Source organism: Neobacillus niacini (assembly GCF_048572935.1).
In the GTDB taxonomy this organism is placed as follows: domain Bacteria; phylum Bacillota; class Bacilli; order Bacillales; family Cytobacillaceae; genus Neobacillus; species Neobacillus niacini.
The window spans coordinates 3,134,148-3,147,412 of record NZ_CP183883.1; the positions used below are offsets into that span (position 1 = coordinate 3,134,148).

Consider the following 13,265-nt stretch of genomic DNA (forward strand, 5'->3'; position numbering starts at 1 on the left):
AAACATCATCTTTTGTCAATGTATGCGCTTACCTAGGAAATAATTAAAAAAGAACTCGATTTATTTCCCGAAGAAGAGATATCAGGTTAAAAGCTAACATCTCTCCTGTTGGTATTGGTATTAAAATTAGAAAAGGAGTTCATATACTTCATTTAATTCATAAGCACGTTTCTCATCTAGTTCCTCTTTGGCATGGTTAATTTCCTTAGGAAGCATATTATTTAAAAAGTTTATCTCCTTTTGAGTTAAATGCCTAACAAATTCACCCTCATTTGAAAAATGCCCCTCAGACAATTTACGGTATATTTGTCTACCCTCGGAGTGGTCATTAGTGTAATTTGATAAGATTTCACGTAAATAGCCCAATGTTTTGTCCATTTTTGTCAACCGCCTTTCATTAAATATCTTTTGATGAAATGGATTTTATCATACCTGCATCATTATTAAGATTCACATTTATATATTTGGTGCAGAATATAAAAAAGCAATTCGTGGATGAAAGCATAACCACGAAAGGGGGGATCTGCTTGATAAACCATCTGGCGAGAGCAGTGCCAAATTTATTTACTATTGGAAATTTATTATCAGGAGTATTTTCCATTACCTTTAATATGAATGGTTACTTTCGGACGGCAGCCATGTTTATTTTTTTATCAGCAATTTTCGACCTTTTTGATGGAAGATTAGCGAGAAGATTGAAGGTTAACAGTGAATTTGGAGTTGAACTTGATTCGTTAGCAGACATTGTCAGCCTTGGTGTTGCACCAGCACTCCTTTTTTATTGTTTAGAAGCACCATCATTTCTAACAACTATTGCATTTATGCTCTTTCCCACTATGGGTGCCTTACGGTTGGCGAAATTTAATGTAAAACCAACAAGAGGTTATTTTATGGGTCTGCCAATAACGGCAGCGGGACTATTAATGGCTTGTTTGGGAGTATTCCAATATAGCAATTCACTCATTACGATTTTACTTTCAATTCTAATGGTTAGCCCTATAAGGATAAAAAAGCTATAACGCTTTATGTGAACCTCTAACATCTGTAAACAACTAACATTTCCACCGAAGGTTACCAAACATATTCTCGCCTTAAATACAAACCTTAAGCTAATGGAAGGGGAGTGTTGCTTTCCATTTCATGTTAAAAGAAGGAGTGCTTTGGATGAGAGATGTAGTAAAACCGTTTTTCAATATGTTTGGAAAAAAACGAAAGAGCAGAGGGACTATGTGGGTGTCTCTTCTGGGAGTTGGAATAAGTGCCGCCGTTTTTGGACTAACAAGAGGAAAACGAAAGAATATAGCAGTGCCTTTTCAAGATGTTGTCCAGAGCTTTACACCGAAAAACAACATAAATATTAATAACACCGCACTTGCTGAATTCTCCGAAGAACTATTAGCAAGTGCGTTGAGAAATGATCATAAAGATCGGTAAAAAGAGTCCGCATATAATTGCGGGCTTTTTCATAATGGGGGAAATGGAACCTTCTTGGGACTGTATTCAATGACTTCGGAGGAATATAACGTAATCACTAAAAGGTGACCCATCGTTCTAGCCTGAATTAATATCGGTTGGTTATACATGTTTTTAAATACAAAGTCTGGACCATACCAACTAACAGTTGCATCACGTCCAGGTGGGATATACGGAACATGTCGGCTGTGTGAAAATCGCTGGAGAATTTTCAAACCGGCACTATCAACGGCATTGAATAATGTTGAGGACACTTGACAGATTCCCCCGCCGATGTCCTCAGCATATTCACCTCTCACAATCACTTTAGCTTTTTCGTAGCCCTTTTTTGAGGTTCTCTTACCGACTACTTTATTAAATGAAAATGTTTCTCCAGGAAAAACGACATAATTATTAATTGCTTCGACCGCTAACCTAATATTGGTTGAACGCTTTTTGTTACTTGGATTAAAAGACGTGATATAACGGCCAATGCGAATACTTCTAATATCAGATAGTAATTCACTATCTACTTTTGGATAAACAGAATACATAGGAATCTCTAAGGCTGAAGTGCTTTGTTCGAAAAAAAAGGAATAAAAGCTTTCTGTTAAAGCCTGTCGATTGACACGAAGGCCAAGCTCCTCAGGAATAATATTTCCATGCTGGTCCAATTTTGCATCTTTAGGAGAAATAGAAAACTTTTTATCCAATTCACTTACTAGAAGATCGTATTTTTCTGTATCCAAAATGAAGAAATTTGGATCACCGACAGAATATTCATCTCGATTGATAATCGAAATCGGTTTCCCTTCTTTTGTTAGTTGGATACCGGCTTGAGGGATCACTTGTTGAATCGTAAGTAGTAAACTAAATAACCATTTCATACCCATATCGTACAAACCTCCTCACCATAATGTGAAGCAAAATTTGTGTTTTTATGTAAAAACTAAGCTGAATAATATCTAAATTTATACTTTATTAGAAGGGCTTGGATACAAGTATCATTCTTTTTTAGGATTTATTGAAATAAGTGTAGAATAATAGTATATAATCAAGTTATTACACGAATTAAGCAATGTGCTAGCAGATTGCTATAAATATGATAGGAGTGTCTCCCTTGGCTGAGAATGGAAGAATACAATTGAATGTAAGAATCTCAAAAGAAACATCTGACAAATTAGACGAAATCGTAGAATACTATCAGGAAAACCTCAAATTAGGTCGAGTATATAAAGGGGACGTCTTAACCGATATCATTGAAAAATCACATGAATTGATGAATAAGCAAAAAAAGGGTATAAAAAGATATTAAAACAGAGTATTTGTTAGAATATTTAGAAATAAATTTGAATATTTAATGGTTGGAGGTATAATAGGAAATGTAGATACCAACTGGTTAGTATGTGAGAAGGGGTGGAGAAATGGATTTTTCATATTCTGCTAGAGTAAAAGAGTTACAGACTAGACTGATAAATTTTATGGAGGAACATGTCTATCCAAATGAGAATATTTATGAGCAGCAGTTGAACGACCAGAAAAATAGATGGAGTGCTGTTCCACAGGTAATGGAAGACTTAAAGGAAAAGGCAAAGACAGAAGGTCTCTGGAACTTATTTCTGCCGGAAAGTGAATATGGTGCAGGTCTAAACAATCTGGAATATGCTCCTCTTTGCGAGATAATGGGACGATCCTTAATTGGACCAGAAGTATTTAATTGTAATGCACCTGATACAGGTAACATGGAAGTACTTGTTCGTTATGGTAAAGAGGAACATAAAGAAAAGTGGCTAAAACCATTATTGGCAGGAGAAATTCGTTCATGCTTTTCGATGACGGAACCGGGAGTAGCTTCTTCCGATGCAACGAATATCGAAGCAAGCATTGTTAGAGATGGTGATGAGTACATCATAAATGGACGTAAATGGTGGTCTTCTGGTGCAGGTGATCCTAGGTGCAAAATTGCGATTGTAATGGGTAAGACGGACTTTAATGCCAACCGTCATGAGCAGCAATCGATGATTCTAGTCCCACTTGACACTCAAGGAATTACAATTGAAAGAATGCTTCCTGTTTTCGGGTTTGACCATGCCCCGCATGGACATGCCGAAATTACTTTTGAAAATGTTCGGGTTCCGGCTGCCAACATTCTCTGGGGTGAAGGAAAAGGGTTTGCGATTGCACAGGGACGATTAGGACCCGGAAGAATACATCATTGTATGAGACTGATTGGTGCTGCAGAACGAGCTCTTGAACTTTTATGTAAGCGTGTTCAAAATCGTGATACCTTCGGAAAACCGCTCTCAAGCCAAGGGGTTATTAAAGAGTGGATTGCCGATTCAAGGATTGAGATCGAACAAGCAAGGCTTTTGACTTTAAAGGCAGCTTATATGATGGATACTGTTGGAAATAAAGAAGCAAAAACAGAGATTGCGATGATTAAAGTAGTGGCGCCTAATATGGCATTACGTGTAATTGATAGAGCGATTCAAGCATTTGGGGGAGCAGGAGTTTCAAATGATTTTCCACTTGCAGCGATGTGGGCAAACTCTAGAACATTGCGGCTGGCTGACGGACCAGATGAAGTACACCGTGCTCAGGTCGCTAAGCTTGAATTAAAGAAACACCAGTTGTAATCAAACTTGAGGAATGGTTACTTTTTATAAAAAATTATTTTTGGAGGGAAACCAATGGCTGAAAAGAAAGCATGGCGGGCTCAATACCCAGAATCAATTTCATCAACAATCTCTAACCCTGAAAAAAATATGGTAGAAATACTTCAAGATACTGCAGCAAAATATCCCGAAAATCATGCACTTTCCTTCTATGGCAGAAAAATTTCTTATCAACAATTACTAGGTCTTTCTAAAGGATTTACCTCAGCACTACAGCAAAATCAAGTTCAGAAGGGTGACAGAGTGGCGCTTATGCTTCCTAACTGCCCGCAATATGTTATTTCATTTTACGGTATTTTAGGAGCAGGAGCTATCGTAACGCAGGTGAACCCAATGAGTGTTGAACGCGAGCTTGAGTATATCTTAAACGATTCAGGGGCCGAAACGATAGTTGTAATGGATGCTTTCTATCCAAGAGTAAAAAGCATTCAACAACACACCACCCTGAAAAATATTATTGTGGTCAGCCTGCAGCCCTCTCAACAAGATTTCACTCCAGATCGCAGTTTTGAAACTTTCCTTGGTGCTGGAAATGGGATGGTGACTCCTGTTACGATTGAACTCGAACATGACATCGCAGTTCTGCAGTATACTGGCGGAACAACAGGAAGATCGAAGGGAGCAATGTTAACACACCGTAACATTGTGGCCAATGTCCTTCAATCCTATGAATTCTTCAAGCATGAATTTGAATTAGGGAAAGATCGCTGTTTAACGGTAATTCCACTTTTCCATGTATTTGGTATGACAGCCTGTATGAACTTAACGATTTTTACAGGCGGGGAATCCATCATGCTTCCTCGGTTTGAATTAGAGGAAGTATTGAACACGATTAAAAACGAACAGCCCACTACCTTCCCAGGAGTTCCAACCATGTATGTCGCGATTACGAACCATCCGCATGCAGAGGAGTACGGAATTAATAGTATTAAAACCTGCAATAGCGGCAGTGCACCCATGCCAGTAGAACTTCTTCGGGAGTTTGAAAGAAAAACAGGGGCAAAAATCCTAGAAGGATACGGACTTTCTGAAGCGTCGCCAACCACCCATTGTAACCCCCCATTTACAAATCGCAAACCAGGAAGTGTTGGCATTGGCATGCCATCGACTGAATACAAGATTGTAGATGTTGCAAGTGGCAAGGAGGAAGTTCCGGTTGGTGAATTGGGTGAGGTCATTATAAAGGGTCCTCAAATCATGAAAGGCTATTGGAATATGCCTGAGGAAACAGCCAATACATTACGAGATGGCTGGCTCTTTACTGGTGATATCGCAAAAGTAGACGATGATGGGTATTTATATATCGTTGACCGTAAGAAGGATTTAATTATAGCAAGCGGTTTCAATATTTATCCTCGTGATATTGAAGAGGTGCTTTATGAACACCCTGCTGTCCAAGAAGCAGTTGTCATCGGAGTACCAGACCCCTACCGTGGAGAAGATGTAAAGGCTTTTGTGGTTTTAAAAACCGGGCAAACAGCAACAGAAGAAGAATTGATTCAATACTGTAAATTAAATATGGCAGCTTACAAGGTTCCTCGCATGGTTGAATTTCGTGAACAATTACCAAAAACACAGGTTGGAAAAATTCTCCGCCGTGCCTTACGAGAGGAAACTGTTAAAAACTAAGAGGTCAACCAATTTTCGCTCGTTGCCCATGTTTGTTGCGAAATAGAATATGGTATAATTTCACTAGACATATTACAGATTGTGAGGACATGAACGGTGAAAGACAAAATAACAGAACATAGCATTAATCTGTTCGAGAAAAGGGGTTTCAAGGAAACATCCATCCAGGACATCGTAGATTCCATTGGTGTGACCAAAGGGACGTTTTACTATTATTTTTCGAGTAAAGAAGAACTTCTAATGGACATTCATCTCGGATATATTAATTACTTACTAGAAAAACAAAGGAAAATACTGGATGATAATAGAAGCTGCAAAGAGAAGCTTTTCGATATTGTTTACATGCTTATTAGTAACATTAAAATACAAGGATCGGCTGCGAAGATCTTTTTTAGAGAAATGAAAAACTTAAATGAAGAAAGACTAGCTTTAATTGTGCCAAAGCGGGACGAATTCCGATTGAATGTTGAGCAGATTCTTAAAGATGGAATCGAAAAAGGAGAGTTTCGGTCAGACTTGAATGCTCATATTGTTACCTTTGGTATTCTAGGGGCTTCCAATTGGAGCTATCAATGGTTTAATCCAGAGGGGCCGTCTACAGACCGTGAAGTAGCAGAGATTTTTGTTGAAATGATATTAGAGGGAATTCAAGCAAATTAATAAAAATTTATGGAGGGTGTCTGACACTCGGCTCTCCTTTTCACAATGGCATACTAACCAGTAGGTATATTTTAAATAGACTGAATCTTTCGAATGACAGGAGTGATCGTATGCCTCACCAAATGAGCAAAGATACAATTCCAGTCCGAAAAGGAGAGGAATTAAATTTAGATATTTTAGAGCAATTTTTGCGGGAAAATATTGAAAATCTGCCCAATAGCCCCCTTGAACTTCTTCAGTTTTCCGCTGGCCACTCAAATCTAACCTATCAAATGAAAATAGGTGAATGGCAAGCCGTTTTACGTCGCCCCCCGTTAGGGCCAGTAGCACCGAAAGCGCATGATATGGAAAGAGAATTTAAAATCATCTCTGAGCTCAACCCAGTCTTTTCCGTTACACCAAAGCCAATCCTATATTCCAATCAACAGGACATAGTTGGAAGTCCATTCTTTATCATGGAACGCAAAAATGGCATTGTCATTGATACTTTTTTCCCTGATGAAATAACGGTAACGAAGGAACTGTGCCAGCAGCTTTCAGAAATTATGGTTGATAAATTAGTAGAACTTCACGGAATTAATTACAAAGAAACAAGACTTGGAGAAATCAGTAAACCTGAGGGATTCACAGTAAGGCAGGTACATGGATGGATTGGTCGATATGAACAGTCCAAAACGGATGAAGTGAATGCTGTAGATACGCTCAAAAAATGGCTGTCAGACCATATACCAGCCCAACAGAGTACTGCAATCATTCACTATGACTATAAGTTTAATAACGCAATGTTTAATGAGAACTTGTCTGAAATGGTTGGGCTTTTTGATTGGGAAATGACAACGGTAGGGGATCCTCTTTGTGACCTTGGTGTTGTGATGGGCTATTGGAATCAAGAGGATGACCCGGAGGAGTTAAAACTGGGGCTGGGTAAAGCGCCGGTAACGGTAAACGATGGTTTCTTTACAAGGAAGCAATTCGTTGAGCGCTATGCAAAGAAAAGCGGTAGGGACGTTACAGATGTGAACTATTATTTAACGTTTGCCTACTTTAAGTTAGCGGTTATCTGTCAACAAATATATTTCCGCTATAAGAAAGGGCAAACCAATGATCTTCGATTTGCCAACTTCAACCTTAAAACAAAAATGTTAATGGAACATGCTGTAAAGGTTGCTTCTGGAGAGTTTTAACGAGAATTTAATAAATGTAGAGAGGAAGATTTTATTGGAGAATACACATTTATTAGTAGAAAAGTTGGGTCCTGTTCTGACCTTAACTTTAAATCGACCAGAGAGTCTAAATGCTTTTAGTTCCGAAATGGTTTTGGGATTGACAAACGCTCTTGGTCAAGCAAAAAATGACGCGGATGTACAGGTAATTGTCTTATCAGGTGCCGGCCGCTCCTTTAGTGCTGGCGGTGATGTGAAAACCATGGGACAGAGTGATGGAAATCAAGTCTATGAACATATCGGAAAATTAAACGAATTAATTTTACAAATGAAAGATTTAGAAAAACCGATTATCGCTGCTGTTCACGGCTTTGCAGCAGGAGCGGGATTTAATTTAGCTCTCGCCTGCGATATCATTGTTGCAGCTGAGGACAGTAAGTTTGCGCTTAGCTTCTCGAAGGTAGGTTTGGTATCGGATGGAGGAGGTTCTTATTTTCTTCCCAAGCTGATTGGTCCTCACTTAGCAAAACAGTTTTTCTTTAGTGGAGAACCGATTCCTGCAAAGCGTCTCTATCAATTAGGTGTCATAAATTCATTGTACTCATTAGAGAGGCTCCAAGAAGAGACTACGAAACTAGCATTAAGTTTAGCCCAAGGTGCAGGTAAAGCTTACGGGAAACAAAAGAAATTAATTGACCAATCCTTCAACAGGTCACTTGAAGAAATATTGGAAGAAGAACGACTTACTCAAGTTTTAATGGTACAAACGGACGACCACAAGGAGGGCGTTGCGGCATTTAAGGAAAAAAGAAAGCCCGTTTATAAAGGCAGGTAGAAAGGAAGTTTTAAACATGAAAGCGATTCAATTACAGAAATATGGCGGACCTGAAGTGTTAGAAATAGTAGAGATTGAGAGACCAGTACCTGCAGGTCGTGAAGTCCTAATTGAAATTAAGGCAATCGGCGTCAATTATGCTGATACGGCAAGAAGGGAAGGTAAATATGTGGTCAAGACACCACTTCCCTTTATTCCGGGCGCAGAAATCGCAGGGGTAGTAGCAGCTGTTGGAGAAAAAGTAACCAACGTTAAACCAGGGATGAGAGTAGTTACATTGATTGAGTCAGGTGGTTATTCAGAATTTGCGCTGGCCGATGAGCGCTCATTAATCCCACTTCCCAAGCATTTAGATTTTCGAAATGCAGCAGCGCTTCCTCTCCAAGGATTAAGTGCCTATCATGTCTTAAAAACGATGGGCCGATTAGAAAATGGGGAAACGGTTCTCGTTCATGCAGCAGCCGGGGGTGTAGGAACACTAGCGGTACAATTGGCAAAGCTTTTTGGTGCTGGCAAGATTATTGCAACCGCTAGTAATGCTGAAAAACTAGAACTAGCCCGTCAAATGGGTGCGGATGTGCTTGTGAATTATTCAGAAACAAACTGGGTGGAGCAGGTATTAGAAGCGACTGGAGGAAAAGGAGTAGATGTTGCACTTGAGATGGTAGGGGGTGATGTTTTTAATCAAACCTTAAAATGTCTTGCCACTTTTGGCCGCCTGGTTGTGTTTGGGGCAGCGAGCGGCGAGCAGAGCAAAATGTACCCTTCTTCATTAATGGCTCGAAACCAGTCTGTTATTGGCTTTTTCTTGCCACAGATTATGAGAAAGCCTGAACTGCTTCAACCTAGTTTAGTAGAGTTGCTAACTTATCTTGGTGAAGGAGCGCTTAATCTAACAATCGGCGGTGTATTCCCGTTAGAGGACGCAGCGGATGTACATCGGTTACTACAATCACGGAAAACAACTGGTAAGTTAATTCTAGAACCGTAAATTATTTTACCAATACATGAAAAAGTGGTCTGGTAAATTCCAGACCACTTTTTCATGTGTATATTAACAAACTATGAACAAAGTATTAAATACCCGGGAAGTTTTTGCGATATAGTTGATATGAGAGAAAAATCGTTTAAACTGAAGAAAAGAAGAGTTTATTCCTAGGAGTGACGGATTTGAAAATACTCGTGATAGAAGATAATACAAGTGTCTGCTCAATGATTGAGATGTTTTTTGCCAAGGAAGGAATACAAGGAACCTTTGTTAATGATGGTCTTGAAGGGTATAACACGTTCAAAACAGGGACATGGGATGCGTTAATTGTGGATTGGATGCTGCCAGGGATGGACGGGGTAAGCATTTGCCGAAAAATCAGAGAGGAACATTATACGGTCCCGATTATTATGCTGACGGCGAAGGATACAGAGTCAGACCAAGTACTCGGTCTTGAAATGGGTGCCGACGATTATGTTACCAAGCCATTTAGTCCGCTGACTCTGATGGCTAGAATTAAGGCGGTCACTCGCAGATATCAGACGCAAGTTCCTGCTCCAATGGATGATTTTCTCCAGACGGAGCATTTTAAAATTAGTAAAAATACGAGAGAAGTCCTTGTCGATGGTGTTCCAGTTACAAATCTGACACCTAAGGAATTTGATTTATTATATTATATGGTGGAACATCCTCGCCAAGTATTTTCAAGAGAGCAACTGCTTGAACGGGTTTGGGGATATCAATTTTATGGTGACGAACGAACGGTAGATGTTCACATTAAGCGATTGCGTAAAAAAGTGGAAACGACAACGCAGCCATTTTTCCACACTGTATGGGGAGTAGGTTATAAGTTTGATGAGTCGAATCAGACAGATAAGAATTAATTATTTTTCTCAGCAGTTTATCAGTCATATTAGTATCATTATTGTAGCTTTTCTCGTTTTAAGTCTTTTGTTTGCTCATTATGTGGGTAATTTGGTTTATGAGGAAAAAGCGGATGAATTGATCTCTTATGGAAAAGCCATCATATCTGATATTGAGCAGAATCCGATTGCAACAGATCAAATATTAAATCAATATAGTAATGTTTTGCGTTCGCGAAAAATTAGTTATAGTATGTTTGATCAAAATGCCAAACTTTATGCTGTAGGACGAAGTGGTCCGGCGATTGAGCTGAAACCTTCAGAGTGGGATAAAATTACACAAGGGCAAACAATCATCGTTCAAAGTGATTATAAACGTTTTGACCAAGGTGTTACCTTTGTTGTATTACCGTATTTGGATAATCGCGATAGGTTTGTTGGCGGAATCTTGTTAACCTCGCCAATCAGCGGTTCGAGTGCGATGATTCGCCAAGTGAACCAATTCCTGATTTACACTATTCTAATCGCACTAGGTGTTTCGTTTTTATTCAGCTGGCTGCTATCAAAAATCCATGTGAATCGAATTAAACGACTCCAAGAAGCAACCTCGCTTGTGTCAGCTGGGGATTACCATGTTCACGTACCGTCCTCTAATTTTGATGAAATTGGGGAGTTGGCCAATGATTTTAATCATATGGTAAAAGTATTAAATCATTCGATGGAGGAAATTGACGCACTTGAAAGTCGTAGACGTCAATTTATGGCGGATGTTTCTCACGAGATGCGGACTCCTTTAACCACGATTAGCGGAGTGATCGAGGGGTTAAAAAATGACATGATCCCAGAAGAAGATAAGGAACGAGGAATTAATTTGGTTAGTCAGGAAGCGAAGCGGCTTATTCGACTCGTCAATGAGAACCTGGATTATGAAAAAATCCGCTCGAATCAAATTCAACTGTTCAGGGAAGATATCCAGTTATTGGAACTTTTGGAAATTATACAAGAACAATTATCAGTACAGGCAGACGAGAAAAATGTTCAAATCCTGGTAGAAGCAGACGAAGAGATTATCGTCAATGCTGACTATGATCGACTCGTCCAAATTTTAATTAACATTACGAAGAACAGTATTCAGTTTACTTCAGATGGTACGATTTGGCTGAGAGGGCGAAAGGAACAGAATACAACGATTATTGAAGTAGAGGATACAGGTATTGGCATCGACCCGAGTGAAGTCGAAAAAATATGGCGGCGCTTTTACAAAGCTGAAATCTCGAGAACAAGTAATCCTTACGGGGCATTTGGTCTAGGACTATCGATTGTGAAACAGCTCGTTCTCCTTCATAACGGAGAAATAGATGTAAAAAGTGAAAAAGGAAAAGGTACGAAATTCACGATTACTTTTAAGCAGTAGGGAGGTCTCTACTGTTTTTTATTTTGTTTAAAATCGGACTTTTTTCTTAATAATTTCCAAATCCCGTTATAGTTTGTTAACAGTTTTTTCATATTTGTGGGCTAAAGTATAGATATAATAACAAATTACACAAATTTAGTGTAAAGGAGAAGAAAGACTATGAGCTACAAAGACGAATTTGAAAGGGAATATGACAAAACAAACGAACATAAGGTGGACGAAACCACATACGATCATGATAGAAAATCAGAATATGAAACAGTAATCCAAGATAATCGAGAAGGAGAGAGTAAATCAGAATTTGTACCGAACGAGTTAGAACCTAGAAGATTAGATGAACCTGAAATAGAAGAATCACTAGAACAACCTACTAACCGTGTAGAGTTTAAGAACAGTGCTAAGAAGAAAAAAAGAAATATTAAAGGATTTACCTCAATGGTAGCAGCAGGTGTGATTGGTTCGGTATTAACGTTAACGGTACTACCTTATACCGATTATATGGAGAACTTTAGTAATGCAGGAAGTCAGTCAACTGGTATCTCCGTAAAGAACACAAACCCTGAGGTGAATACAGTAACAGCACAGCCTACCTCAGCAAAATCCTCAGCATCGATTGCTGATACTGTTGAGCACCTATCAAAAACAATTGTAGGGATTGTCAATTACCAGCAGCGTCAAAGCAGAAGTTTATATGGAAGTAATAACTCACAGGATGTTGAAAGTGGGACAGGTTCAGGTGTTATTTTTCAAAAAAATAATGACACTGCCTACATTGTAACCAATAACCACGTGGTCGAGGGTGCCACAAAACTAGAAGTTTCATTATATAACGGTGAAAAGGTAAATGCAGAAGTTGTGGGAACAGATGCTTTAACCGATTTGGCTGTATTAAAAATTGATAGTAAAAACGTTGAAGCTACTGCCCAGTTTGGGGATTCATCTACACTTCGGCCGGGAGATGAAGTGTATGCGATTGGGAACCCGCTTGGACTGGAATTCTCAAGAACCGTAACACAAGGTATCGTCAGTGCAGTAAATAGGAGTATTGACGTTACTACCTCTGCTGGGACTTGGGAAACTACTGTTATTCAAACGGACGCTGCAATCAATCCGGGAAATAGCGGTGGTGCGTTAATTAACCCTGAAGGTTTAGTCGTTGGAATCAATAGCTTGAAAATTGCTGATAGTGGTGTCGAAGGATTAGGATTTGCGATTCCAAGTAATGACCTCATTCCAATTGTGAATCAATTAATTAATAACGGAAAAGTACAGAGACCTTATCTTGGTATTGGGCTCGCTGATTTATCAGAAGTGCCGCAATTATACTGGGAGAACCTTCCTGATAGCGTGAAAGAAGGTGTCATGATTACGGCTGTTGAACCTAACTCCGCTGCAGCGAATGGTGGATTAAGGGCACAAGATGTGATTGTATCCATGAATGGGAACAAAATCGCAAATGCCTCAGATTTAAGAAAATTCTTGTACTCAGATGTAAAGATTGGCGATGAAGTGAAAGTAGAAGTATATCGTGACGGGAAGCTTACCACTGTAAACGTTAAGCTGGCGAAATAATCTAAGGGAGCAAT

At 39.2% G+C, this 13,265-nt stretch carries 14 protein-coding genes; 12 read left to right on the forward strand and 2 right to left on the reverse strand.

All coding sequences use genetic code 11. The features are described 5' to 3' along the window. Positions 1-126: 126 nt before the first annotated feature. The gene (locus ACN6MT_RS15440; RefSeq protein WP_419886950.1) at positions 127-378 is read right to left on the reverse strand and encodes a sigma-G-dependent sporulation-specific acid-soluble spore protein CsgA; all 252 of its coding nucleotides are present in this window, start codon (positions 376-378) and stop codon (positions 127-129) included. Between the two features lie 143 nt (positions 379-521). Here ACN6MT_RS15440 and pssA point away from each other — a divergent pair, with 143 nt between their 5' ends. Together pssA and ACN6MT_RS15450 are read left to right on the forward strand one after the other, a co-directional pair. Beyond that, on the forward strand, positions 522-1,019 hold the full coding sequence (gene pssA, locus ACN6MT_RS15445) for a CDP-diacylglycerol--serine O-phosphatidyltransferase (protein ID WP_419956450.1): 498 nt from the start codon (positions 522-524) through the stop codon (positions 1,017-1,019). A 145-nt stretch (positions 1,020-1,164) separates the two neighbouring features. After that, the gene (locus tag ACN6MT_RS15450; RefSeq protein WP_419886951.1) at positions 1,165-1,434 is read left to right on the forward strand and encodes a hypothetical protein; all 270 of its coding nucleotides are present in this window, start codon (positions 1,165-1,167) and stop codon (positions 1,432-1,434) included. 29 nt (positions 1,435-1,463) lie between these two features. Here the strand turns inward: ACN6MT_RS15450 and ACN6MT_RS15455 are convergent, their stop codons facing one another. Further along, positions 1,464-2,345, reverse strand: coding sequence for a VanW family protein (locus tag ACN6MT_RS15455; RefSeq protein ID WP_419886952.1), 882 nt, complete (start codon positions 2,343-2,345; stop codon positions 1,464-1,466). Positions 2,346-2,554: 209 nt separating this feature from the next. Between ACN6MT_RS15455 and ACN6MT_RS15460 the strand changes: the two genes are divergently transcribed. The 10 genes from ACN6MT_RS15460 to ACN6MT_RS15505 all read left to right on the forward strand — a co-directional run bounded on the left by ACN6MT_RS15460 (position 2,555) and on the right by ACN6MT_RS15505 (position 13,251). After that, positions 2,555-2,767, forward strand: coding sequence for a hypothetical protein (locus tag ACN6MT_RS15460; protein ID WP_374933543.1), 213 nt, complete (start codon positions 2,555-2,557; stop codon positions 2,765-2,767). Between the two features lie 109 nt (positions 2,768-2,876). Next, a complete protein-coding gene (locus ACN6MT_RS15465; RefSeq protein ID WP_419886953.1) occupies positions 2,877-4,088 on the forward strand; it encodes an acyl-CoA dehydrogenase in 1,212 nt (403 codons plus the stop codon). Between the two features lie 54 nt (positions 4,089-4,142). Beyond that, on the forward strand, positions 4,143-5,756 hold the full coding sequence (locus ACN6MT_RS15470; protein WP_419886954.1) for a long-chain-fatty-acid--CoA ligase: 1,614 nt from the start codon (positions 4,143-4,145) through the stop codon (positions 5,754-5,756). A 96-nt stretch (positions 5,757-5,852) separates the two neighbouring features. Next, entirely contained in the window at positions 5,853-6,416 is a 564-nt protein-coding gene (locus ACN6MT_RS15475) for a TetR/AcrR family transcriptional regulator (protein ID WP_063254432.1), read from the forward strand. A 110-nt stretch (positions 6,417-6,526) separates the two neighbouring features. Further along, positions 6,527-7,600 carry a phosphotransferase family protein gene (locus tag ACN6MT_RS15480; protein WP_419886955.1) on the forward strand — a complete coding sequence of 358 codons (1,074 nt, stop codon included), beginning with the start codon at positions 6,527-6,529 and terminating at the stop codon, positions 7,598-7,600. A 34-nt stretch (positions 7,601-7,634) separates the two neighbouring features. After that, entirely contained in the window at positions 7,635-8,414 is a 780-nt protein-coding gene (locus ACN6MT_RS15485; protein WP_419886956.1) for an enoyl-CoA hydratase/isomerase family protein, read from the forward strand. Between the two features lie 16 nt (positions 8,415-8,430). Next, entirely contained in the window at positions 8,431-9,405 is a 975-nt protein-coding gene (locus tag ACN6MT_RS15490) for a quinone oxidoreductase family protein (RefSeq protein WP_419886957.1), read from the forward strand. A gap of 179 nt (positions 9,406-9,584) precedes the next feature. Continuing rightward, positions 9,585-10,286, forward strand: coding sequence for a winged helix-turn-helix domain-containing protein (locus ACN6MT_RS15495; RefSeq protein ID WP_419886958.1), 702 nt, complete (start codon positions 9,585-9,587; stop codon positions 10,284-10,286). Beyond that, on the forward strand, positions 10,258-11,679 hold the full coding sequence (locus ACN6MT_RS15500) for an ATP-binding protein (protein WP_419886959.1): 1,422 nt from the start codon (positions 10,258-10,260) through the stop codon (positions 11,677-11,679). Before ACN6MT_RS15495 ends, ACN6MT_RS15500 begins: the two co-directional genes overlap by 29 nt. A 159-nt stretch (positions 11,680-11,838) precedes the next feature. Further along, complete coding sequence (locus ACN6MT_RS15505) at positions 11,839-13,251, forward strand: S1C family serine protease (protein ID WP_419886960.1); 1,413 nt, start codon at positions 11,839-11,841, stop codon at positions 13,249-13,251. Positions 13,252-13,265 lie beyond the last annotated feature (14 nt).